18 protein-coding genes and 1 pseudogene are annotated in these 24413 nt (G+C 71.9%); 16 read left to right on the top strand and 3 right to left on the bottom strand.

The genetic code is table 11. From position 1 onward, the window contains the following. Positions 1-208 precede the first annotated feature (208 nt). The gene (locus VLK66_RS20220) at positions 209-4279 is read right to left on the bottom strand and encodes an amino acid adenylation domain-containing protein (RefSeq protein WP_325311284.1); all 4071 of its coding nucleotides are present in this window, start codon (positions 4277-4279) and stop codon (positions 209-211) included. 281 nt (positions 4280-4560) lie between these two features. Here VLK66_RS20220 and VLK66_RS20215 point away from each other — a divergent pair, with 281 nt between their 5' ends. From VLK66_RS20215 to VLK66_RS20185, 7 genes and pseudogenes are all read left to right on the top strand, one after another. Then, positions 4561-4755 carry a hypothetical protein gene (locus tag VLK66_RS20215; RefSeq protein ID WP_325311283.1) on the top strand — a complete coding sequence of 65 codons (195 nt, stop codon included), beginning with the start codon at positions 4561-4563 and terminating at the stop codon, positions 4753-4755. A 4-nt stretch (positions 4756-4759) separates the two neighbouring features. Continuing rightward, positions 4760-5242 (top strand): type II toxin-antitoxin system VapC family toxin, encoded by a 483-nt coding sequence (locus tag VLK66_RS20210; RefSeq protein WP_325311282.1) that lies wholly within the window; start codon positions 4760-4762, stop codon positions 5240-5242. A gap of 314 nt (positions 5243-5556) precedes the next feature. Then, the gene (locus VLK66_RS20205; RefSeq protein WP_325311281.1) at positions 5557-6000 is read left to right on the top strand and encodes a CBS domain-containing protein; all 444 of its coding nucleotides are present in this window, start codon (positions 5557-5559) and stop codon (positions 5998-6000) included. 160 nt (positions 6001-6160) lie between these two features. Next, positions 6161-7396 (top strand): 2,3-bisphosphoglycerate-independent phosphoglycerate mutase, encoded by a 1236-nt coding sequence (locus VLK66_RS20200; protein ID WP_325311280.1) that lies wholly within the window; start codon positions 6161-6163, stop codon positions 7394-7396. A 332-nt stretch (positions 7397-7728) separates the two neighbouring features. Then, positions 7729-9423 (top strand): annotated as a pseudogene (locus VLK66_RS20195) (PAS domain-containing sensor histidine kinase); the annotation flags it as partial. A 206-nt stretch (positions 9424-9629) separates the two neighbouring features. Then, positions 9630-10577 (top strand): universal stress protein, encoded by a 948-nt coding sequence (locus VLK66_RS20190; protein WP_325311278.1) that lies wholly within the window; start codon positions 9630-9632, stop codon positions 10575-10577. A gap of 144 nt (positions 10578-10721) precedes the next feature. Then, positions 10722-12167 carry an MBL fold metallo-hydrolase gene (locus VLK66_RS20185; RefSeq protein WP_325311277.1) on the top strand — a complete coding sequence of 482 codons (1446 nt, stop codon included), beginning with the start codon at positions 10722-10724 and terminating at the stop codon, positions 12165-12167. A gap of 22 nt (positions 12168-12189) precedes the next feature. Here VLK66_RS20185 and VLK66_RS20180 read toward each other — a convergent pair whose 3' ends face one another. Together VLK66_RS20180 and VLK66_RS20175 are read right to left on the bottom strand one after the other, a co-directional pair. Beyond that, positions 12190-13332, bottom strand: coding sequence for a YbhN family protein (locus VLK66_RS20180; RefSeq protein ID WP_325311276.1), 1143 nt, complete (start codon positions 13330-13332; stop codon positions 12190-12192). Between the two features lie 815 nt (positions 13333-14147). Beyond that, positions 14148-15338, bottom strand: coding sequence for a lysylphosphatidylglycerol synthase transmembrane domain-containing protein (locus VLK66_RS20175; RefSeq protein WP_325311275.1), 1191 nt, complete (start codon positions 15336-15338; stop codon positions 14148-14150). A gap of 589 nt (positions 15339-15927) precedes the next feature. Here VLK66_RS20175 and VLK66_RS20170 point away from each other — a divergent pair. From VLK66_RS20170 to VLK66_RS20130, 9 genes are all read left to right on the top strand, one after another. Beyond that, positions 15928-16170 carry a DUF6364 family protein gene (locus VLK66_RS20170; protein ID WP_325311274.1) on the top strand — a complete coding sequence of 81 codons (243 nt, stop codon included), beginning with the start codon at positions 15928-15930 and terminating at the stop codon, positions 16168-16170. Next, on the top strand, positions 16167-16574 hold the full coding sequence (locus tag VLK66_RS20165; protein WP_325311273.1) for a PIN domain-containing protein: 408 nt from the start codon (positions 16167-16169) through the stop codon (positions 16572-16574). The genes VLK66_RS20170 and VLK66_RS20165 overlap by 4 nt, the downstream gene beginning before the upstream one ends. A 268-nt stretch (positions 16575-16842) precedes the next feature. Beyond that, positions 16843-17133: a hypothetical protein gene (locus VLK66_RS20160; RefSeq protein WP_325311272.1), complete on the top strand. Its 291-nt coding sequence runs from the start codon at positions 16843-16845 to the stop codon at positions 17131-17133. Between the two features lie 261 nt (positions 17134-17394). After that, positions 17395-18519 carry an NAD-dependent epimerase/dehydratase family protein gene (locus VLK66_RS20155; RefSeq protein WP_325311271.1) on the top strand — a complete coding sequence of 375 codons (1125 nt, stop codon included), beginning with the start codon at positions 17395-17397 and terminating at the stop codon, positions 18517-18519. A 14-nt stretch (positions 18520-18533) separates the two neighbouring features. Beyond that, the gene (locus tag VLK66_RS20150) at positions 18534-19631 is read left to right on the top strand and encodes a GDP-mannose 4,6-dehydratase (protein ID WP_325311270.1); all 1098 of its coding nucleotides are present in this window, start codon (positions 18534-18536) and stop codon (positions 19629-19631) included. Between the two features lie 44 nt (positions 19632-19675). Next, positions 19676-20650, top strand: a complete 975-nt coding sequence (locus VLK66_RS20145; protein ID WP_325311269.1) for an MDR/zinc-dependent alcohol dehydrogenase-like family protein — start codon at positions 19676-19678, stop codon at positions 20648-20650. A 264-nt stretch (positions 20651-20914) separates the two neighbouring features. Then, on the top strand, positions 20915-21847 hold the full coding sequence (locus VLK66_RS20140; RefSeq protein WP_414676514.1) for a Gfo/Idh/MocA family protein: 933 nt from the start codon (positions 20915-20917) through the stop codon (positions 21845-21847). Further along, entirely contained in the window at positions 21844-22938 is a 1095-nt protein-coding gene (locus VLK66_RS20135; protein ID WP_325311267.1) for a glycosyltransferase family 4 protein, read from the top strand. Before VLK66_RS20140 ends, VLK66_RS20135 begins: the two co-directional genes overlap by 4 nt. A gap of 1 nt (position 22939) precedes the next feature. Then, positions 22940-24145, top strand: a complete 1206-nt coding sequence (locus VLK66_RS20130) for a CgeB family protein (RefSeq protein ID WP_325311266.1) — start codon at positions 22940-22942, stop codon at positions 24143-24145. The last annotated feature ends 268 nt before the right edge of the window (positions 24146-24413 follow it).

Raw genomic sequence — 24413 nt, 5'->3', positions numbered from 1 at the left:
CGTCGTTCTCCGCGGCTCCGCGTCTCTGATATCGTACGAGATCCGGCAATCAACCGTGCATTGCAGATGCACAGAGAGACGTCATCCTGAGGCCGACCACACCATCTTTGCGCAGCACGAGTGGTTGCAGGCCGAAGGATCTACAGGCGAGGTCGCACGTACGCTGCCGGCTTGCACGATCGATCCCCCCCGAATCCGGAATAAGTGATCACCCGCCGGCGGCGATGTCGGACGCCGGCGCCAGAGCGGCGGCGAGGGACTGGGTGAGGCGCGCGGCCAGGTCCTCCACGAACGGCGGCTGCAGCAGCGTGCCGTGGCTCCCCGCGATGCGGTGCACGGTGGCGCCGCCGAGCGCGCGCGAGCTCCAGAACTCGATCGCGCCGTCCACCGGGAGCGCGCGGTCGCTGGCGGCGGTGCGGACGTACGTCAGGTGGCCGTCGTACACCGGCGGGTCGTAGCTCACCAGCGCGCACAGGTTGGCCAGCCGCACGCGCGTGAGCGTCAGGATCTCGTCCACCCGCGACTCGGGGAGCGCGCGCGGCGAATTCACCTGCCGCACCGCCTCGACGGCCTGCTGGCGCGGGGGGAGATGCGTGATCTTCTCCACCCGCACCAGCGACGCGCCCGCCCAGCCGATCAGGTCGGCCACGATGCGCTGCAGCACCCGCGCGTGGTCCAGCGTGTCGTCAACGATGCGCTCGCGCGGCGTGGGGATGCCGGTGTCGAGGAGCGCCACCAGCGCCACGTCGTGCCCGGCGGCGCGCATCTGCCGCCCCATCTCCCACGCCACCAGCCCGCCGAACGACCATCCCCCCAGCAGGTACGGCCCCTCCGGCTGCAGCTCGCGCACGGCCGACGCGAAGTACGCGGCCACCTCCTCCACCGTCTCCAGCGGCAGGTGCCCGTCGTCGATGCCGCGCGCCTGCAGGCCGTAAACGGGCTGGTCCGGGCCCAGCAGCCCGCCGAGCGGGTGATAGCACACCACGTGGCCCCCGCCCGGCGGTGCCAGGAAGAGCGGCGGGCGCCCGCCGTGCGGCTGCAGGGGAATGAGCGGGGGATGCACCGCCGCGCGCTCGCCCGCCAGCACCCCGGCCAGCCGGGCCACGGTCGGCGCGCGGAGGATGGCGGCCAGCGGGAGCTCGCGCCCCAGCTCCGCGCGCACCCTTGCGGCCAGCCGCGCGGCGATGATGGAGTGCCCGCCCAGGTCGAAGAAGTCGTCGTGGATCCCCACGCGCTCCAGCCCCAGCACCTCCGCCCAGATCGCCGCCAGCTTCGCCTCGATCGGCGAGCGCGGCTGCGTGGCGCGGCCCGTCGCCGCCGCCTCGTCCGCGGGGGGATCGGGAAGCGCGCGGCGGTCCGTCTTCCCGCTCGACGTCCGCGGGAGCGCGTCCACCCACGCGAACGCGGCGGGGACCATCGCGTCGGGCAGGCGGCCGCGGAGGTGCTGCCGCAGCTCCGCCGAGGTGGGCCGCGCCTCGCCGTCGCGCGACACCAGCCAGGCGACCAGCCGCCGCGCCTCCATCGCGCCCCGCGCGTCCACCGCCGCCCCGGCGACGGCGGGATGCGCGGCGAGCGCCGTCTCCACCTCGCCCGTCTCGATGCGGACGCCGCGCACCTTCACCTGCGCGTCGCGGCGGCCCAGGTGCTCGATGGTGCCGTCCTCCAGCCACCGCCCCGCGTCCAGCGTGCGGTACATCCGCGATCCCGGCGCTCCGCATGGGTCGGGGACGAAGCTCTCGGCGGTGAGCGCGGGGCGCCCGGCGTATCCCCGCGCCACCCCCGCGCCGCCCAGCCAGATCTCACCGGGGACGCCGATCGCCGCCGGCCGCATCGCCGCGTCGAGGACGTACGCACGGCCGTTGGCGAGGGGAGCGCCGATCGCCATCCGCCGCACGTCGCGCGGGACCTCCCACGCCGTGGAGTAGGTCGTATCCTCCGTCGGCCCGTAGACGTTGACGACGCGCTGCAGCGTCCCCGCTCCGTACAGGTCACGCGCGAGCGCCGGCGGCACCGGCTCGCCGCCGATCATCAGCGTGCGCAGCGTGGCGGGAAAGCGGCGCTCGCGCAGCAGCTCCGCGGCGATGGAGGGAACCATGAAGGCGAGCGTGGGCGCGCTCCCGTCGGGCACCGCGTCGAGCGGGCCACCGGTGAGCACCACCCGGCCGCCCCACGAGAGCGGTCCCCAGATCTCCATCAGCGTCGGGTCGAAGGTGACGGAGGACGCGGCGAGGACGCTCTCCCGCTCCTCCTCGGCCACCGTCCGCCGAACCCACTCCAGCAGCGCGGCCGCGCCCCGGTGCTCGATCTCCACCCCCTTGGGGACGCCGCTGGAGCCGGAGGTGGAGATGACGTACGCGAGGTTCCCCGGCGCCGCCGCCGCGGCCAGATCGGCGTCGCTCTCCGCGGAGAAGTCGGCGGAGTTGAGGGAGATGGCCATCACCCTGCCCGCCTCCTCCAGCGCGCCGCGTGACGCGTCGTCGGTCAGCACCGCCTGCGCCCCCGCCGCGCGCAGCACCGCGGCGATGCGGGCCGGCGGATGCGCGGGATCGAGCGGGACGTAGGCGGCGCCGGACTTCAGCACGCCCAGCATCGCCGCGACCAGCTCCGGCGTGCGCCGCATGCAGACGCCCACGCGCGCCTCCGGCCGCGCGCCGAGGCGGCGGAGGCGGTGGGCGATGCGGTTGGCGCGCGCGTTCAGCTCGCCGTACGTCGTCCCCCCATCGCCGTCGGCCTCGATGGCGATCCGATCGGGCCGCTCGCGCGCATGCCGCTCGAAGGCCTGGTGGATGCAGAGCGCGGGGATGGGGAGATCGGTGCGGTTCCAATCCATCGTCACCCGCCGCACCTCCTCCGCGTCCGCGAGGGGGACAGCGGCGAGGGGGCGATCCACATCCCTCGCGAAGCCCTCCAGCATCACCCGGAGGCGGCGGAGGAGGCGGTGCGCCGTGGCCGGCTCGTAAAGATCGGTGGAGAACTGCAGCTCCAGGTGCAGACGGCCGCCCATCTCCTCGGCCACCAGCGCCATGTCGAACGCGGAGGTGCCGGTGTCCACCACCTCGTACGACGCTTCGATCCCCGGGAACGAGGGGTACGCGGCGGCGTTGTCGCCGTAGACCAGGAGCGACTGCACGAGCGGTGGCCGCGCCGGATCGCGCCGGACGCCCGCGATCTCCACCGTGCGGTCGAACGGGAGCCGCGCGTGCTCCCGCGCGCCGACCACGGTGCGGTGCGCGCGCCGGATCGCCTCGCGCACGGTCGGATTGCCATCGAACCGGAAGCGCAGGGGGACGGTATTGGCGAAGAAGCCGATCGTCCCCTCCGTCTCGGGCATCCACCGGTTCGCGTCCAGGGTGCCCAGGAGGAAGTCGTCCGCGCCGGCGTGGCGATGCAGCACCGCCGCCCACGCCGCCGCGAAGACGGCGAAGGGCGTGGTCCCCTCGCGCCGCGCCAGCGCGCGCACCTCCGCCGTCAGCGCGGGCGCAAGCTCCGCCGCCGCTTTCGCGCCACCGAGCCCCTGCAGCGGCGGCCGCGCGCGGTCGGGGATGATCTCGAAGACGTGCGGCGCTGCCTCCAATTCGCGGCGCCAGAACTCGGCGTCCGCGGCGAGCGTCCGCTCGTCCAGCGCCTTCCGCTGCCACGCCGCGAAGTCGCGGAACCGCGCCGCCGGCGGGGGGAGACTGGCATCGGTACCACCCCGCGCCGCCGCGTAGAGCGCGCCCAGCTCGCGTCGCAGGATTCCCGTCGACCACCCGTCCCCCGCGACGTGGTGCAGGGCGATGACCAGGACGTGCTCGCGCGGCGCGACACGGACGAGCAGCGCGCGCATCAGCGGCCCGCGCGCCAGGTCGAACGTGCGCGCGAGGAAGGCGCGCACCTGCCGCCGCGCATCCGCCTCGCGCTCCGCTTCGGGGAGGTCGGTGACGTCCGCCGTCTCCCAGCCGACGTGCGGCTCGGGGCTGGTGGCCGCCACCGGCTCGCCGTCCGTCTCCCCGAACGTCATCCGCAGCACGTCGTGCCGCGCGGCCAGCGCACGCAGCGCCGACTCCAGCGCCGCCGCGTCGACGCCGCCATGCAGGCGGTAGCCGATGGGGATGGTGTAGACGGCCGCATCCGGCGCCAGGCGGTGCAGGAACCAGAGGCGCCGCTGCTCCCACGTCAGCGGCACCGGCCCGTCCGCCGCGCGGGGGATGGCGCCTGCGGCGGGGCGCCGGAGCATGGCTTCCAGGAGCGCGCGCTTGGCGCGGGAAAGGCCGGCGAAACGGTCCGTCAGCTCGGTCATCGGGCGGGAGACGAGCGCGGGGAGGTGGGAGGACCGGCGGCGAGTGCGCCGAGCGGCGCGGAGTACGATACCGCGCGAGGTAGCGCGGATCAACGGCGGCGGATGGCTGGAGCCGAAGACCGCCTCTTTCGTGCATCTGGTGAGATCCTGCTCCGATCGCTGGCGTCTTCGGCGCTGGCGATCGTCGCACCGCCACAAAGCGGCCGCATGGAGACCTTGACCGGGGGATACAAGTGTCGAGATTTGGACCAGCACCACTCTGCTTACCGTGAAAGGAGCGTATGGTCACGCACATCGACGCTTCGAACACCCCCGGCACAGGGCTGGATCCGGACGAGGAGCGTGCGCTGGATGCGCGCCTCATCGCCGCCGGGTACCGGATGCCGACCGGTTCTCTCAACCGGCCGCGACGCCTGGCCAAGAAACGTCCGCGGTGGCTCGCGTTCCTCTACTCGCTGATGCAGGGGCGGGACTGAAGTGGTGTTCTGGGACACGAGCGCGCTCATCAAGGCGTACGCCACGGAACCCGGGAGTGCCACCGCGCAGGCGGCGCTCAAGGCCGTGCCTTCCCGGCGCGCCGCGGTTTCCGACTTCGTCGCCCTGGAGACGCTTTCCGTGTTCGCCAAGCTGCTCCGTACCGGCACGTTCTCCGCCTCGGAGTACCGCTCCGCGCGTGGAGAATTCCACAAGGACTATTCCGGCAACTTCGTGGAGGTGCTCGTGGAGCAGCGGATCCGCACGAACGCGCGTGCTCTGATCGAAACGCACCGCAAAGCCGGCGTCGGCGCGCTCGACATCCTGCACCTTGCCTGCGCGCTGGACGTGAAAGCTGCTTCGCATCCGCGGCCGGTCGTGTTCGCGGTGGTCGACGCTGCACTGCGCAGGATTGCCGCGCGGGAGGGGCTACGCACGTTCGATCCCGAGACCCAGACCGTGTCTGATCTCCTGGCCTCGATGCGCTGAGCAGGCGCGTCGATCTGCAGAAAACACCCCGCGTAGCCGCAACAGCTTCGCGGGGTTCGTCGTTCCCGCGCGTGCGATCCCCTCGTCCGGCACGGTCCGTCCGCAAAGTCCGGACAGCGGCGGGCGAGCGGAACCGGACGCCCGGCGCGGCGGCGGAGGCGCATCATGCGGAGGCAGGCGGCGGAACGTGTCGCCGCCGTCTTGCACCCGCGGCATCGTGCCGTGGCGCAGTCGCCCGCCGCCGGGCCCCTCCCAATCCACTGGGCCCGGCGGCCCTTTCACGGCGCCGCGCGGGCGGCGCGGGAGGAGGCCCGATGAACGCGCGAGACCTGATGAGCCGCGACCCGGTGGCGGTCACGCCCGGAGACCCGCTCCTCCGCGCCGCCGTCGCCATGCGCGACCTGGAGGTGGGGATGGTGCCGGTGGTGGGCAGCCGCGAGGAGATGCGCCCCGTGGGGGTCATCACCGACCGCGACATCGTGGTGCGGCACGTGGCGGCCGGGCACCTGACCTCGTGCACCTGCGCGCAGGTGATGTCGCGCGGGCCGCTGGTGGCCGTGGCGCCCGACACGCCGCTGGCCGAGGTGATGCACCGCATGGCCCGCCACCGCGTGCGCCGCGTGCTGGTGGTGGACGCCGGTCGCCTGGTCGGCGTCGTCTCCGCCGCCGATATCCTGTCGCGCGAGCAGCGCCTCGCGCCCGAGCTGGTGGAGGCGGTCCTCCAGCAGATCGCCGAGCCCGAGCTGGCCGGCGTGTGAAACATCGGGGGAGGGCGCGAGGTAGCCGAAGCGCGCCGGAAGCCCGGCACACGATGGCGGCGCACTCCCGCGCTCCCGCACTCCCGCACTCACGCACTTCCGCACCCTCCGGCGCGGTTTTCGCGACCGCGGCGGCCGGACCACGAACGGAGACGGCTGCGTGAGCGACGAACGGGTGCCCCTCACGCCGGGGCAGGCGCTGCTGCACGGGCTGCTGGAGCCCGCGCCAACGAAGATCGTGCTGGTGGTGATGGACGGGCTGGGCGGACTTCCCATGGCGCCCGGCGGCAAGACGGAGCTGGAGGCGGCCCGCACCCCCAACCTGGACCGCCTGGCCGCGCAGGGCACGGTGGGTCTCAGCATTCCCGTGGCGCCGGGGATCACGCCCGGGTCGGGGGTGGGCCACCTGGCGCTCTTCGGCTACGACCCCGTGGCCCACCCCGTGGGCCGCGGCATCCTGGAGGCGCTGGGGATCGGGATGGAGGTGGGCCCCGGCGACGTGGCGGTGCGCGGCAACTTCTGCACGCTGGGCGACGACGGCACCGTGGCCGACCGCCGCGCCGGCCGCATCTCCACCGACGAGTGCCGTCGGCTGGTGGAGATGCTGCGCGAGCGCGTCTCCGTTCCCGGCGTGGAGCTGACGCTGGAGCCGGTGCGCGACTACCGGATGGCCGTGCGCTTCCGCGGGACGGGGCTGGGCGACCGGGTGAACGACACCGACCCGCTGGAAACCGCCCTCCGCCCGGTCGATCCGCAGGGCGACGACCCGCCCTCGCAGCGCACCGCCCGCGCCGCCGCCGAGATGCTGCGGCAGGTGCGCGAGGTGCTGCGCGGCGCGCACCCGGCCAACTATCTCCTCCTGCGCGGCTTCAGCGCCCTCCCGCACTTCCCCTCGTTCGCCGACGCGTACGGGCTGAACGCCGCCGCGCTGGCGCTCTACCCCACGTACCGCGGGCTCGCGCGGCTGGTGGGGATGACGGTGCTGGACGCGGGGAGCACGATCGGCGAGCAGATGGGGGCGCTGAAGCGGCACTGGGGCGCACACGACTTCTTCTTCGTGCACCACAAGCCCACCGACAGCAGCGGGGAAGATGGAGACTTCGCGCGGAAGTGCGCCGCGATCGAGGCGCTGGACGCCGCGCTTCCCGCCATCCTGGAGCTGAGCCCGGACGTGCTCTGCGTCACCGGCGACCACTCCACCCCGGCGCGGATGCGCGCGCACTCCTTCCACCCCGTTCCCCTCCTCCTCTGGGCGCCCGCGTCCATGCGTCCGGACGAGGTCACCACATTCGGCGAGCGGCCGTGCATGCGCGGCGGCCTGGGCCAGCTGCTGGCGAAGGACCTGATGCCCGTCCTTCTCGCCCACGCGCATCGCCTGAAGAAGTACGGCGCCTGAATCCCCCCGATCGGGTCGAGGTCACACGGAGTCACGAGTCAGCGGAGGAGCTTCGGTGCCCTCGATCGGCTTCCGCTGACCCCGCGTGGCCCCTGCCGTTGCAATGCGATGCGGTGAAATGCATCGCCCGCTGCACACCACCATTGCACCCCGTTCGGCAGGTAAACGGCGTTCACGGCCGCAGCGGGTCATGGTGATGCACGGGGATGCCTGTTTCCACGCGGATGCGCAAGGTTTGCATCACGATAAGGTTACGCGAACCGGCGATGTGGCACGTGAGTCGCAGGACGGGGGTGGTTGCACGATGCTCTCGCCGGTTCGGAACGGATGTGATGCCGAGCAAATCGCCCGCCGATCCCGGGGACTCGCCTCCCGGATGGACCCCCTCCCCCCGGGACGGGGGCTTCGACCCCTCGCGCTCCGCCCGGGGTGGCGCGGACTTGTCCGCCGACACCACGGACCTGCACCGGCTGCTGGTGGAGAGCGTCCGCGACTACGCCATCTTCGTGCTGGACCGCACCGGCCACGTGCTCACGTGGAACCCCGGCGTGGAGCGGCTGAAGGGGTACACCGCCGACGAGATCATCGGCCGGCACTTCTCCACCTTCTACCCCGCCGAGGACCTGGCCTGGAACAAGCCGGCGTGGGAGCTGGAGGTGGCCACGCGCGAGGGCCGTTTCGAGGACGAGGGGTGGCGCCTCCGCAAGGACGGCTCGCGCTTCTGGGCCAACGTGGTGATCACCGCGCTGCGCGATGAGATGGGCGAGCTGGTGGGCTTCGCCAAGGTCACGCGCGACCTGACCGAGCGCCGCGCCGCCGAGGAGGAGCTGCGCCAGAGCGAGCAGCGCTTCCGGCTGCTCGTTCAGAACGTGCGCGACTACGCCATCTTCATGCTGGACCCCGGCGGCCACATCATCAGCTGGAACGAGGGCGCCCAGCACATCAACGGCTACAGCGAAGCCGAGATCCTGGGGCGCCACTTCTCCATCTTCTACCCCGACGAAGACATCGGCTGGGGGAAGCCGCCCTGGGAGCTGGAGGTGGCCACGAGCGAGGGCCGCTTCGAGGAGGAGGGGTGGCGCATCCGCAAGAACGGCGAGCGCTTCTGGGCCAACGTGGTGATCACCGCGCTGCGGGCCCCCGGCGGCGAGCTGCTCGGCTTCACCAAGGTCACCCGCGACCTCACCGAGCGCCGCGCCTCCATGCAGCGCGAGCTGGCCGACGCGCGCCGCCTTGCCGCCGAGGAGACCGCGCGCGCCATGGCCGAGTCGCGCGCGCAGGAGCTGGGCGCGCTGAACGAGCAGCTCCGCACCCAGGCCGAGGAGCTGGAGCAGCGCCGCCGCGAGGCCGAGCAGGCCAACCGGGTGAAGAGCGAGTTCCTGGCCGCCATGTCGCACGAGCTGCGCACGCCGCTGAACGCCATCGGCGGCTACGCCCAGCTCCTGGCGATGGGGATCCAGGGCCCCGTGAACGAGGAGCAGGAGGCCGCGCTCCACCGCATCCAGCGCAGCCAGCAGCACCTGCTGGGGCTGATCAACGACATCCTGAACTTCAGCCGGATGGAGGCGGGCGAGGTCACCTACGCCGCCGACCCCATCCCCGTGCAGGACGCGGTCGAGGCGGCCTCGGAGATCGTGGCCGTTTCCGCGAAGACGCGGGGGGTCGCGCTGGAGGTGCGCCCCGGCGCCCCGGCCACCGTGCTGGGCGACCGCCCCAAGCTCGACCAGATCCTGCTGAACCTGCTCTCCAACGCCATCAAGTTCACCGAGCCCGGCGGCCGCGTGACGCTGGAGCACGGCGTGGAGGACGGCCGCGTGGCCATCCGCGTGCGCGACACCGGCATCGGCATTCCCGCCGACAAGCTGGAGGCGGTGTTCGAGCCGTTCGTGCAGGTGGGCCGCTCCCTCACGCACCCCGCCGAGGGCACCGGCCTCGGCCTCGCCATCTCCCGCGACCTGGCGCGCGGCATGGGCGGCGACCTGACGGCCGTGAGCACCGAGGGGAAGGGCTCCGTCTTTTCGCTGACCCTCCCGCTCTCTCCCTGAAGGGAATGGTGCGAAAGTGCGAAAGTGCGAGAGTGAACCAACGCACTTTCGCACTTTGATTGGATGGGGAGCTCCCCGACACGACAGGCGCCGTCCCCCCGACATTCCCATCCTCCCCTCGCGCGCATGCTTCCGGTGGAGGCGGGTGCCGCGCGCGCCCGTCCGGACCGCCGCACGCGGGAGGACCCATGACCGAACCCATCCGCACCCTCGTGGTGGGCGTTGCCACGCTGGCGCACGACGACCCGGCCCAGCCGCACGCGGGCGAAGACCCGGTGCTTGCGCCCGCGGTGGAGCTGGCGCGCGGCCTGGGCGCCACGCTGCACGTGGTGCACGTGTACGAGAAGCCCGCGCCGGTGCTGGCCGCGTACGCGCAGTCCATGCCGTATGCCGGTGGCGGGCTCTGTGCGCGGTACGGCCACGACCTGCTGGACCGGCTGCGGCAGCAGGTCACGCGATTCGGCTACGAGCGCATCCGCTGCCACGCGGCCGAGGGCTCGGCCGGGCGCACGCTGGTGGAGGTCGCCGCGCGCGAGAAGGCGCAGGTGGTGGTGGTGGGCGCCACCCGCCGCGGCCGCTTCTGGCGCAACCTGCTGGGCACCACGGCCGACCGGGTGATCCGCGGCTCGCCGGTGCCCGTCCTCGTTCTGCACCAGCCGTTCGGCGCGCCCGTGCGCCGCGTGCTGCTGACCACCGACCTGTCGCACGAGAGCGCGCGGCTGCACGACCGCGGCGCCGACACCGCCGCCGCGCTCTTCGGCGGCGCGCTGGAGCTGCGCACGCTGATGGTGGTGTGGTTCGACGTGCTCCTTCCCCCGCCGCTGAGCGAAGAGGGGCTCCGCGAGGCGGCCGCGGGCGAGCTGCGCGAGTTCGTCGCCCAGCGCCCGCGCGCGGACCGCATCCAGCCGCGCGTGCGCTTCGGCGAGGTGCCGCGCGAGGTGGTGCGCGAGGCCGAGGAGTGGCCCGCCGACCTGCTCGTGCTGGGCACGCACGGCCGCTCCGGCTTCTCGCGCCTGGCGCTGGGGAGCACCGCGGCGGCCACGCTGCGCGGCGCCGGCTGCAACGTGCTGGTGGTTCCGCGCGCCGCCGTCGCCGTGCCGAAGGTGGCGGTGGAGCGGGCGTTCGCGATGACGTGACAGGGGCGAAGTGCGAGAGTGCGAAAGTGCGAGAGTAACAGCGAACCACTCACGCACTCACGCACCTTCGCACCTTCGCACCTTCGCACTTTTTTTACCCCCCTCCCTTGACGCCGTCCGCCCGCTTGAGAAGCTTTCCATCCCATGATCCTGAAACGCTTTTACGACGACAAGCTGGCCCACGCGAGCTGGCTGGTGGGGTGCGCCGCCACGGGCGAGGCGCTGGTGGTGGACCCCAACCGCGACGCCGAGCCCTACGTCGACGCCGCGGCCCGCGAGGGGCTGCGCATCACCCACGTGGCCGAGACGCACATCCACGCCGACTTCGTCTCCGGCGCGCGCGAGCTGGCCCAGCGCACCGGCGCCATGCCGTACCTCTCGGACGAGGGGGGCGACGAGTGGCGATACGGATGGGCGGACGAGGCGGGGGCCGTGCGGGTGAAGGACGGCAGCCGCTTCATGGTTGGCAACGTGCGCGTCGACGTGATGCACACGCCGGGGCACACCCCCGAGCACGTCTGCTTCATCGTCACCGACACCGCCGGCGCGGATCGCCCCATGGGCGTGTTCACCGGCGACTTCGTGTTCGTGGGCGACGTGGGCCGCCCCGACCTGCTGGAGCGCGCCGCCCAGTACGCGGGGACGATGGAGGCCGGAGCGCGCGCCCTTTTCCGCTCGCTGCAGCGCTTCAAGGCCGCGCTCCCCGACTGGGTGCAGCTCTGGCCCGCGCACGGCGCCGGCTCGGCGTGCGGCAAGTCGCTCGGCGCGGTGCCGTCCACCACGCTGGGCTACGAGAAGCTGTTCAACCGGGGACTGGCGGAGGGCGACGAGGACGCCTTCGTGCGCGACGTGCTGGCGGGGCAGCCCGAGCCGCCCATGTACTTCGCGGAGATGAAGCGGGTGAACCGCGACGGCCCGCGCGTGCTGGGCGGCTTCCGCGCACCCCGCCGCCTTCCGTCCGAGCAGCTGGCCGCGCTCGCCGCCTCCGGCGAAACGGTGGTCGACACCCGCCGCGGCGACGCCTTCGCCGCGCGGCACGTTCCCGGCACGCTCAGCGTTCCGCTCGGCCGCTCGTTCCTCACCTGGGCGGGCTCCATCGTCCCCTACGGGCGCCCGCTCTGGCTGGTCGTGGAGGAGGAGTGCGCCGCAGGCACCATTCGCGACCTGGCGATGATCGGGCTGGACGACGTCGCGGGCTGCTTCCCCCCCGAGGCGGTGGACGCCGCCGTGCGGGCGACGGGGCGCGCCGGCTCGGTGGACGGCGTCACCGCCGACGAGCTGGCCGGGCGCGCCCTGGCCGGCGCGGTGGAGACGGTGGACGTGCGCAACTCGTCCGAGTACACCGCGGGGCACCTTCCCGGCGCGGCCAATGTCCCGCTGGGGCGCCTGGCCGAGCACCTGGGCGAGCTCCCGCGCGACCGCACCCTCGTCGTCCACTGCCAGGGCGGGGCCCGCGCCGGCGTGGCCATCTCCCTCCTCAAGGCCCGCGGCTTCAGCGACGTCGTCCACCTCCAGGGCGACTTCGCCGGCTGGTCGCGCGAGGGCCGTCCCGTCGAGACCGAAGCGCCGTCGCCCGTCCCCACCGCCTGAGCGTCCACAGACCGGCTTTTTCTTACGCGTCTATGGGTGAGCTCTTCCGTCTCGCGCCGCGCGGCCCGGCCTGGAGGAAGGGCACCACGCCGAAGCCGATCAGGTTCGGCAGCCAGAACGCCAGCAGCCGGTATCCCACCACTGCGAGCGCGGCGACGGAGGTCTGCTCGCCCACGTGGTGGAAGACGGCCACCATCATCCCCTCCACCAGCCCCACCCCGCCCGGCACCACCCCGAACTTGCTGATCAGCAGGGGGATGGCGTACCCCGCGAAGAACACGTGCGGGCTCACCACGTCCAGCATGGCCACGAACACCAGCCACAGCGTCAGCGCGTCGAAGGCGATCATCAGCGCCGAGTCCAGCGCGGGGCGCTTCCACCCCTTCCGCTTCAGCAGCTCCAGCGCGGCGTAGGTCGCCTGCACGCGGTCGCGCACCGCGGCCTCGCGCGCGGGCCGCTTCCGCAGCCGCGCCCACCGCGCCTCCAGCGCCACGATCCTCCGCTCCGCCGGCGCGGGGTGCCCCGCCGCCCACCACAGGAACCCGCACGCGGCGGCGACGAGCGAGAACGCCACCGCCAGCGCCGTTCCCTCCGCCACCGACATCCCGCCCTGCAGCAGCAGCTCCGCCGTCCCCACCAGCCCGAACGCCACCATCACCGCCGCGTTCAGCATCGTCGGCAGCCAGCTGGCCAGCAGCGCGCCCTCGGGGCTCACCCCCGCGTCGCGCAGCCAGCGAAACGTCGACCCCGCCGTCCCGATCGCCCCCGCGGCGACCAGCCCCACGCTCCCCGACGCCACCGACACCGCCGTCCCCCGCCCCACCGACAGCTCGTCGCCCGTCAGCCGCACGATGTCGCGCAGCATCACCCCGCTCCACACGTAGCTCCCTACCTGCACCAGCGCTGCGAGCGCCAGAAACCCCGGCACCATGGTCCGCAGCAGCACCGCCGAGTCCTGCAGCGGCCCCAGCTGCGGCAGCACCAGCTTCACCGCCAGCGCCAGGAACGCTGCCATCAGCAGGTAGCGCAGCCACGGCCGGCGCTTCGGCTTCTCCGCCGCGCGCGCCAGCTCCTGCGCCTCGTGCGCCAGCTCCGCGCCGGTCGCGGCGCCCGGCGGCGTCAGCGGGGGAAGGACGGCTTCGGGGTCGAGCGCGGGCTGCTGCAACGGATCCGGAAGGCGCGGGCGGTGGATGCCGCCGAGGGTCGGCGGGCTACCCGCGCCAGCGCCAGCCCCGTGCCACCGCGCGGCCACGACCGTTGCGGCAGAACGACTTACGATGAGCAGACGATGAAAGAAGGAAGGGGGAGATGGAAGATGAGGAGATTGGCGATGGGATGATGCTCCCGTATTTGTCTATCTATTCAGCCAGCGGTGAGACTGTCCACGTTCAGCCCCGCAGCTGCAGCGCGGGTGGATACGCTCTCAACTGCGTTTATCAGATGGATCTGGTGAGCGACGAGCCGCCAGTGCGTACCCGCGCCAGAGGCCAAAACCGCTGATCCAATCGCGGAGAGAGAGCGGGCTTCCATTCTGGCGCCGGATCGATATGTCGGAAATTTCCGACATATCGATTGGGACGAATGAGAGGGCCATCACACCGTCGCGGTGCGATATCGGCGGGCGCACGCCAACGCCCGTCTGCGCCCCACCATCTTCCGATGACGTAGTTGGCGATCTCGCCGCCGCGCTCCAGCGGTGGCCCGCCGCAGGAAGAAGCCCTGTGGCCCGGGCCCGGCGGCGTTCCAGCCGGCGATCCGAACGAAGTACCCTGGGGAGATGGGATCGTGAGCGCCGACGCCAGGGAATGAGCGGATCAGCCTCGCGCAGTTTGCGAGGCTTCCCGTAGTTGTTGCTGCGACGCTGCGACTTCAGTCGCCGGTGACCGGTGCGCTTCCGGATCGCACGATCGATCTCCGAATCCGGTAGTGGATGGGAGATTGGAGATGTGGATTTCGCGATGAGGGATGGGAAGATCGCGATCAATCCGCCGCGGGCGTTCCCTCGGCGCGCTCCTTGTCCGTCTGGCGCCGCCTCCAGTGGGGATGCTGGAGGTCGCGCCCGCTGCGCTTGGTGGGGATGTGCAGCAGGGGGATCATCCCCAGGCCGATCAGGTTCGGCATCCAGAACGCGATCACGCGGTAGGCCAGCACCACCAGCACCGCCGTGGCCGTCGGCACCGCGAAGCCGTGGTACAGCGCGATCATCGTCCCCTCCACCAGCCCGATGCCGCCGGGGATCACCGCCACCTTGCCGATCAGCAGCGGCAGCGCGTAGCCGGAAAGCAGCTTCCCCGGCGTCACCGGCCGCCCGGCGGCGATGAAGAGCCAGAACATGGCGCCCATGTCCAGCACCACGCCCAGCGCCGCCGCCGCCACCGGTGCCTTCCACCCACGCGTCTTCAGGATGTGGAAGGCGTCGAACAGGCGGTCCACCGTGCCCATCAGCTTCTCGGGAGTGGGCTCCTTCTTCCGCAGCCGGGCCCACCGCGCCTGCAGCCGGCAAAGCTTGTCCTTGGCCGCCTCGCGGTGGCTCGACCCCCAGAAGAGCGCCACCGCCACGACGATCAGCAGCGCCAGCGACAGACTGAACGCGATCCACAGCGCCGGCGACAGGTCCTGGAAGATGACCAGCTCCACCATCCCGATCAGCGCGAACACGGCGATGGTCGCGGCGTTCAGCAGCGTGGGCAGCCACCCGGCCAGCAGCGCGCCCTCCGCGCGGATCCCGGCGTCGCGCAGCCAGCGGAAGCTGCTCCCGCCGATCCCCACCAGCCCGCCCGCGATCAGCCCCACGCTGCCGGACGCCAGCGTGACCGCGAAGGCGCGGTTCAGCGTCAGCACCTGCCCGGTAAGGCCCACGATGCGCTTCATCATGTAGCCCAGCGCCACGTAGCTCAGGATCTCGGAAAGGATGGCCAGCGCCACCGCCCACGGGCGCATGGTCTTCAGCACCTTGGCCGATTCCTGCAGGCTTCCCAGCTGCGGGATGATGAGGTGCACGGCCAGCGCGAGCAGCGCCAGCACCACCAGCCAGCGCACCCACGCCAGCGGCTTGGCGGACTTGGCCTCTTCCTCGGCCTCGGCCACTTCCTGCTGCCAGCGCTCCAGCTCCGGCTCGTCGGCGAGCAGGGACGGATCGTCGTGGCGTCGGTGGAAGCTGGGTTCGGTCACGTTCGGGCTCTCTCCCGGTCAGCCTGCGCGTTCAGGAATCACGCATGCTCCACGCCGAACCGGCCGGGGAAGTTTCAGCGCTCGTCATTTTGCTACGCGGCGGATACATCGGAAACGCCGGATTCGTGGCCGGTCACGAGCGCCGCGCGGGCCGCAATCTACTCTCGCCTCATCCCCCACGCGACGCCGATCCGCACGCAGGATCATCGTGTCCAGTGAGTTGTCTACAACACGATCCAAGGGCCGCCCCCACGCAAGTGGACGGGCACCGCTCGAACAAAACGTTAGACCGGTGGCGTATTCAACCCGCCGTGGACGGAAGCATCTGGACAACGATCCGCGCTCACTTTATGGTTGGCGGCGTTCCCGATGCGCGCCGTAACGAACTCACCGCTCCGCAGATTCGCCTCTGCCGAGGGCGGCGCACAACCACAAGAGATCCCGACACACACTCCAACCTCAGCCTGTCACAATGTCGAGAACAGGAAACGAAGCTGGCCGCGCTTCGCGCGAGGCTGGAGCAGTTGACGCCCGCCCAGTGTATGCGCATACTTCTCCAAGAAGCATGCGCATTACTCGGAAGGAAGTCATGCCCAAGGAAAGCCTGAACCTGTCGGTCGAGCGCGCATCGATCGAGCGGGCGCGGCGCTACAGCGAGCAGCACGGCACCAGCATCTCGAAGCTGGTGGACGAGTTTCTCGCCTCGTTGCCGCTCGACCGGCCGCGGCGCGAGCACTTCCCGCCCGTCGTGCAGCGGCTGATGGGCTCCGTGAAGGGCGATGTCGACATCGAGGACTATCACAGGCACCTTGAGGAGAAGTACCTCCGGTGAGGCTGCTCCTGGACATCAACGTGCTCCTGGACGCGATCCTCGACCGGGCTCCATGGGCCGACGATGCGGGTGAGATTCTCGCGGCCGCAGCCCACGGGCGCGCGATCGTGCTCGTGGCGGGGCATACGATCACGACCATCCATTACTTGGCGGCGAAACAGATGGGCCGCGTCACGGCCGCCGAGGTGATCTCGGACCTGCTTCCGATCGTCGAGATCGTACCCGTCGAGAAGGGCGATCTCGTCCGCGCGCTGGCGCTCGGGCTGCGCGACTACGAAGACGGGGTGCAGGCCGCATGCGCCCTGAAGGCGGAAGCCGACTTCATCGTTACGCGCGACGAGAAAGACTTCGCCGGGGTCGCGGTTCCGGTGGCGTCGCCCGCCTCCGTCGTCCGACGGCTCTGAATCTACCGGAGCCCGCGCGGACCGTTCGCGCTCCGGCGCATCTCTCTGTACGCCTTCTGCAAATCCTCTTCTCCATCCGTCCGTCCACTTCCATCGGCACCTGCAAACTTCTGTGGGTGCGGTACTTGGATGAACAGGCCGCGAATTCCGAGCCGATCCGCGTCGTAACGGGAATGAGTACACGGCATACATGTTGCGCCAGGTACGCGGGCGATTCCGGACGGAAGCGTACGGAGGGTAGATCGCCCCGCACCCGCGGCTCCTGCAAATGCTCAGCACCCCTCCACCCGTAGAGGCCCCGGAAGCGGCGGACCTCCGAGGGCGGATCTTCACGGACCTGGACAGGCTGGCCTTCGCCCTGGAGATGGAGGCCGCGGAGCTGCTGGAGCGCGGGCGCGGGGAGCAGGCGGGGCGGGTGCAGGAGCAGCGTCTGGGCGTGCGGCTGGCCCAGCGCCTGGTGGCCGGCGTGTGGGCCGACGAGGTGAACCTGCGGCTGCAGCGCTGGGCGGCGGAGTACGACGCCCGGCTGGCACCGCCGCCGGCCGCCGCCGCGGGGTAATCGCGCCGCCGGGGCTTGGCCGTCGGGTGCACGGCGCCCCCGCCAAGCCACGGAAGGTGACCGAAGTCGTTGTGGGACGGTGTGCTACACGTCTGGTCCGATTCTCGCCATCACCTTGCTCCCTTTTATCCCGGGGAGCGAGGAGTGAAAGCGAATTCGGGTGCGATGCGAAGCCGCCTTTTCTTGAGGGGATCCGGGTAGGGTTGGGCGGGACGCGCCCGGTGGGCGGGCACGTTTTACGTGAACAGCGGAGGAGCTTCAGTGGCTCGCAGAGTTCTGGTGACGGGGGGTGCGGGGTTCGTGGGGAGCCACCTGGTGGACGCGCTGCTCGCCCGGGGCGACACGGTGCGCATCTTCGACAACCTGGACCCGCAGGTGCACGGCCCCGCGCGGCGCAGGCCCGCGTGGCTGGCCGCCGACGCCGAGTTCGTGCAGGCCGACGTGCGCGACGCCGACGCCGTCCGCCGCTCGCTGGCCGGCATCGACACCGTCTACCACCTGGCCGCCGCGGTGGGTGTGGGCCAGTCGATGTACCAGGTGGCCGACTACACGGCCGTGAACACGCTGGGCACCGCCAACCTCCTGCAGGCGCTGGTGGACGAGCGCGGCGCGGTGGAGCGGCTGGTGGTGGCCTCGTCGATGTCCATCTACGGCGAAGGGCGCTACACCCGCCCCGACGGGCGCGAGCCGCGCGTGAGCACCCGCTCGCTGGAGCAGCTCAGGCAGCACGAGTGGGAGCTGTGCGACCCCGACGGCGTGGAGCTTTCCCCCGTGCCCACCGACGAGGGGAAGGCGCTGGACTCCACCAGCATCTACGCGCTGACCAAGGCCGACCAGGAGCGCATGGTGCTGATGATCGGCGCCGCGTACGGCATCCCCAGCGTGGCGCTGCGCTTCTTCAACATCTACGGGCCGCGGCAGGCCCTTTCCAACCCCTATACCGGCGTGGCGGCCATCTTCTCGTCGCGCCTGCTGAACGGCCAGCCGCCGCTGGTCTACGAGGACGGTGAGCAGCGGCGCGACTTCGTGAGCGTGCACGACATCGTGCAGGCGCTGCTGCTCTCGGCCGAGGAGGAGGCGGCGGTGGGGAAGGCCTTCAACGTGGGCTCGGGCCGGGCGGTGACGGTGCGCGAGGTGGCCGGGACGCTGGCCTCGGTGCTGGGGAGCGAGGTGAAGCCCGAGGTGACGGGGAAGTACCGGGTGGGCGACATCCGGAACTGCTACGCGGACATCTCGCTCGCCCGCGAGGTGCTGGGCTACGAGCCGCGGGTGTCGTTCCGGGAGGGGATGGAGGAGCTGGTGGGGTGGCTGCGCGAACAGGAGCGGCCCGAGAGCACGGTCGAGGCGCACGCCGCCGAGCTTGCCGCACGCGGACTGACGCTGTGAGGGAGGGGACGACGATGATGGGCAAGCGCGATTACGTGCTGGTGACCGGGGGCGCCGGGTTCGTCGGCTCCAACCTGGCCGACGCGCTGCTGCGCGACGGCCACAGGGTGATCGTGGCCGACAACTTCAGCCGCGAGGGGGTGCGCATGAACGCCGCCTGGCTGAAGCGGCGCCACGGCGAGCGGGTGCGCATCGAGACGGTGGACGTGCGCGACGGCGCCCGCATCGGCCCGCTGGTGCGCGAGAGCAGGCACGTGTTCCACCTGGCGGCGCAGGTCGCGGTCACGACCTCGCTCACCGACCCGGCCACGGACCTGGAGACGAACATCCTGGGCACCTTCAACGTGCTCGAGGCCGCGCGGGCGATGCTGAACCCCCCGTCGGTCCTCTTCACCTCGACCAACAAGGTCTACGGCGAGATGGAGGAGGTGCCGGTGGCGCTGGACGGCGACCGCTACGTGTACGGCGACGGGCGCCGGGGGATCGGCGAGGACGCGCGGCTGGACTTCCACTCGCCCTACGGGTGCAGCAAGGGCGCGGCCGACCAGTACGTGCACGACTACGCCCGCATCTACGGGCTGCCCACGGTGGTCTTCCGCATGAGCTGCATCTACGGGACGCGGCAGTTCGGCACCGAGGACCAGGGGTGGGTGGCACACTTCGGCCGCGCCCTGCTGCGCGGCGAGCCGCTGACCATCTACGGCGACGGCTGCCAGGTGCGCGACATCCTGTGGATCGACGACCTCGTGCGCGCCATGCGGCTGGCGACCGACCGGATCGACACGGTGGCGGGCGAGGTGTTCAACGTGGGCGGCGGGCATCGCAACGCGGTGTCGGTGACGGGGGTCATCGACCGCCTGCGCGAGATCACCGGCGCGAGCGTGCCCGTGACCTACGCCGACTGGCGCCCGGGCGACCAGAAGGTCTACGTCTCCGACACCCGCCACGCCGAGGCGGTGCTGGGGTGGCGCGCGGAGACGAGCTGGCAGGAGGGCTTGGAGAAGCTGGCCGGGTGGCTGCACGAGGCCAACCTCGACACCCCCGCCGTGCCGCGCTCCGCGGTCCCCGGGCCATCGGTGGCGGTGCTCGCCGAGGCCTCGGCCGGCGACTGAATCTCCATCTCCCCCATTCCTTTTCCGACCGACACGACGCACGGATGCTGACCGCGACCGACACGATGAAGGCCGCCCGCCTGGCGGGCCCGGGGCAGGTGGTGCTGGAGGACGTTCCGCTGCCGGAGCCCGGCGCCGGGCAGGTGCGCATCCGGCTGGAGGGATGCGGCGTCTGCGCCAGCAACCTGACCCCCTGGGGCGGGGCGGAGTGGATGAAGTACCCCACCGACCCCGGCGCGCTGGGGCACGAGGGATGGGGGGTGATCGACGCCGTGGGCGAGGGCGTCGAGGGCTTGGTGGAGGGGATGCGGGTCGCCGCGCTGACGTACAACGCCTACGCGCAGTACGACCTGGCCGACGCCTCCGCGGTGGTGCCGCTCCCCGCGTCGCTCGAGGGGAAGCCGTTTCCCGGCGAGCCGCTGGGGTGCGCGATGAACATCTACCGCAGGAGCGGCATCTCGTCCGGGCAGACGGTCGCGATCGTGGGCATCGGGTTCTTGGGCGCGCTGCTGACGCGGCTGGCGAAGGAGGCCGGGGCGCGCGTGATCGCCATCTCCCGGCGCCCCTTTTCGCTGGAGGTGGCGCGGGAGATGGGGGCCGACGAGCTGGTCCCCATGGACGACCACTGGCGGATCATCGAGCGGGTGAAGGAGCTGACCGGCGGCGTGTTCTGCGACCGGGTGATCGAGGCCGTCGGCAAGCAGTGGCCGCTGGACCTCTCGGCCGAGCTGACGCGCGAGCGGGGGCGGCTGGTGATCGCCGGGTACCATCAGGACGGGCCGCGCCAGGTGAACATGCAGATGTGGAACTGGCGCGGGCTGGACGTGATCAACGCCCACGAGCGCGACCCGCGGGTGTACGTGGACGGCATCCGCGCCGCGGTGGACGCGGTCGCCAGCGGGCGTCTCGATCCCACGCCGCTCTACACGCACACCTTCCCGCTCGACCGCCTGGGCGACGCGCTGGACGCCACCCGCGACCGGCCCGACGGCTTCCTGAAGGCGCTGATCACGATGTAGGAAGGAAAAAGAAGATTTCACACAGAGGCACAGAGACGCGGAGCCACAGAGGAATCCGGTTGACCGTTCGCAGTTCTCCGTGCCTCCGTGGCTCCGTGCCTCTGCGTGAAGATCCATGAGAGCTGAATACACGCACCGAATCGACCCGTGACCGACCTTCTGACCGCGCCGACTTCCGCGGACGAGCTGGCCCACTCCGGCGCCACCGAGCTGTCCACGCCGCGCCTGGGCTTCCTGGGCGTGGGGTGGATCGGCCGCCACCGCATGGAGGCCATCGCCAACACCGGCGTGGCCGAGATCGCCGCCATCGCCGACACCTCACCCGGGATGATCGCAGCCGCGAAGGAGGCGGCGCCCGCGGCCGAGGTCGCCTCCGGGCTGGACGAGCTGCTGGCGATGGGGCTGGACGGCATCGTCATCGCCACGCCCAGCGCGCTGCACGCCGAGCAGTCGGTGCGCGCGCTGGAGAGCGGCGCCGCGGTGTTTTGCCAGAAGCCGCTCGGCCGCACCGCCGCCGAGGCCCGCCGGGTGGTGGACGCCGCGCGCGCGGCCGACCGTCTCCTGTCCGTCGACTTCAGCTACCGCTTCACCGAGGGGATGCGGGAGATCCGCGAGCGCATACGCGCCGGCGAGCTGGGGAAGGTGTTCGCGGTCGATCTCGTCTTCCACAACGCCTATGGCCCCGACAAGCCGTGGTTCTACGATCCCGCGCTCTCCGGCGGCGGGTGCGTGATGGACCTGGGCGTCCATCTCGTCGACCTCGCGCTGTGGACGCTCGGCTGGCCGACGGTCGAGTCCGTCTCCAGCCGCCTGTTCCGGGAGGGCACCGCGCTCCCCGCATCTCCCGACGTCTGCGAGGACTACGCGACGGCGGCGGTGGGGGTGGACGGCGGGGCGGCGGTGAACCTCACCTGCTCGTGGCGCGTCTCGGCCGGGCAGGACGCGGTGATCGGGGCCGCGTTCTACGGCACCGGCGGCGGCGCGGCGCTGAGGAACGTGGGCGGCTCGTTCTACGACTTCACCGCCGAGCTGTACCACGGCACCGCGCGCGAGACGCTGGCCAGCCCGCCGGACGCGTGGGGCGGGCGCGCGGCGGCGGACTGGGCGCGGCGGCTGGCCGAGGGCGAGCGGTTCGACCCCGCCTGCGAGCGGCTGGTGGAGGTCGCGCGGGTCCTGGACCGCATCTACGGGCGATGAAGATCCTCCTGAGCACCGACACCGTCGGCGGCGTGTGGGACTACACCGTGACGCTGGCGCGGCAGCTGGACGCCATGGGGTGCGAGGTGCTGATCGCCGCCATCGGCGAGCCGCGCGACGAGCGGCTGGCGCGCATCCCCGCCGGCGTGCAGGTGACGTGGCGGACGTACCGGCTGGAGTGGATGGCCGGCGCGGAAGAGGACGTGCGCGCCGCCGCGAAGTGGCTGCGCGAGCTGGCGCAGCTCTGGGCGGCGGACGTGGTCCATCTCAACCAGCTGGCCTACGCGGCGTTCGGCTTCCCCTGCCCCGTGGTGACCGCCGTGCACAGCGACGTGCTGAGCTGGTGGACGCACATCCACGAGTGCGAGGCGCCGCCGGAGTGGGCGCCGTACGCGCGCTGGGTGAGCGACGGCATCCGCGCCTCCGACGCGGTGGTGACGCCCACGCAGTACCAGTCCGCGCTCCTCTGGCGGCACTACGGCCTGCACGCCACCCACGTCATCCACAACGGCGTGGAAACGTCGGGAGATGAGCCGCCGGCGCGCACGGAGCCGCTGGTGCTCTGCGTCGGCCGCGCGTGGGACCAGGGGAAGGGCGTGGACGTGCTCGACGAGGCGGTGGGGATGCTGGGCGCGGATGCGCCGCCCGTGCACGTGCTGGGCGAGACGGTGGCGCCGCACGGCAGCGTCTTCCGGGCGCGCAACCTGGCGATGCACGGCCGCGTGGAGCGCGCGGAAGTCGATGCGTGGATGCGGCGCGCGACGATCTACGTCGCCCCGTCGCGCTACGAGCCGTTCGGGCTGGCGCCGCTGGAGGCCGCGCTGCACGGCTGCGCGCTGTTGCTCAGCGACATCGGCACCTTCGGCGAGCTGTGGAACGGGTGCGCGGATTTCTTTCCCAGCGGCGACGCGGAGGCGCTGGCGGCGGTGCTCGATCGCCTGGCGCGCGACCCCGTGCGCGTCCAGCGGCTGGCCGAGGGCGCGCGCAAGCGGGCGCTGCGGCGCTACACGGCCCGGCGGATGGCGGAGGAGTACGTGGCCCTGTACCGCGACGTCGTGGCGGCGCCCGAAACCAACCGCTCGGTGGCCTGAGATGCGCTTCGTCTTCTTCATCCACAGCGCCGTCAGCGACTGGAACCACGGAAACGCGCACTTCATCCGCGGGCTGATGAGCGCGCTGGTGCGCGGCGGCCACGCGGTCGCGTCGTACGAGCCGCGCGATGCCTGGTCGCTGCAGAACCTGCTGGCCGACCACGGCGTGGCGCCGATCGTGGCGTTCGCCCGCGCGTACCCCGAGATCGACGTCCGCTCCTACGACCCCGCGTCTCCCTCGCTGGCGGACGACCTCGCGGCGGCCTGCGCGGGCGCGGACGTGGTGATGGTGCACGAGTGGAACGATCCCCACGTCGTGAATCTCCTCCCGTCCGTCGCGAGACGGGTCGGCGCGCTGGCCATCTTCCACGACACGCACCACCGCCCGTGGAGCCAGCCCGAGGCCATCGCCCGCTTCGACCTGCGCGCGTACGACGGCGTGCTGGCCTTCGGCGAGGTGCTGACGGAGATCTATCGCACGCGCTTCGGGGTGCGGCGCGCGTGGACCTTCCACGAGGCCGCCGACCACGTCCGCTTCCGCCCGCTGGACCGGCCGAAGGAGCAGGACGTGGTGTGGATCGGCAACTGGGGCGACGAGGAGCGGACGCAGGAGCTGCGCGGCTTCTGGCTGGATTCGGCGCGCGCGCTGCCGGAGTTGAGGTTCGTCGCCCACGGCGTGCGGTACCCGGAGTACGCGCTGGCCGAGCTGGCGGACGCGGGGGTGGAGTTCCGCGGCTGGGCGCCGTCGGTGCAGGTGCCCGAGGTGTTCGCGCGCAGCCGGGTGACGCTGCACGTGCCGCGGCGCGCGTACGTGCAGGCGCTGGCGGGGATCCCCACGATCCGCGTGTTCGAGGCGCTGGCCTGCGGCATCCCCCTGGTCTCCGCGCCGTGGAGCGACGCCGAGGGCCTGTTCCGCGCCGGCGACTACGCTGTCGCCGAAACCCCGGCGGAGATGCGCGACGCGCTCCTGCGGCTTTCGAGAGATGAAGATGCCGCGCGCGCGCAGGCCGAGCGCGGCCTGGAGACGATCCTGGCCCGCCACACCTGCGACCACCGCGCCGCGCAGCTGCTGGACATCATCGCCGGGCTCGGCGCCGCGGGAAGCGCTTTCGGATCTGCCGCGAGACAGGAAGACGTCATCCTGAGGCCGCCCACACCGAGCTCGGCCGCACACGAGTGGTCGCAGGCCGAAGGATCGATAGCCTGACCCGCACGTCTGCCGGATGGACGCGCGGGGATTCGGCGCGCCACCCCGGCTGACTACCGAGTGCGGGCTATGGATCCTTCGGCCTGCCGATGATGGCGCACTCCGCGCCGACGGCGTGGCCGGCCTCAGGATGACGTCTCTCTCACGAGCGGAAATAGCCGTGCGGGAAGTCCGCGAACGCGGACTGCGTGCCGTTGTAGCCGCCACTTCAGTGGCATTTTCGGGTGTCTTCGGATGCGCAGGATCCACATCACCCCCACGGCTGAGG

Origin of the sequence: Longimicrobium sp., assembly GCF_035474595.1 — a bacterium.
Taxonomy (GTDB): domain Bacteria; phylum Gemmatimonadota; class Gemmatimonadetes; order Longimicrobiales; family Longimicrobiaceae; genus Longimicrobium.
The sequence above is the reverse complement of the archived record's forward strand: the minus strand, read 5'-3'. Positions and strand labels throughout refer to the sequence as shown.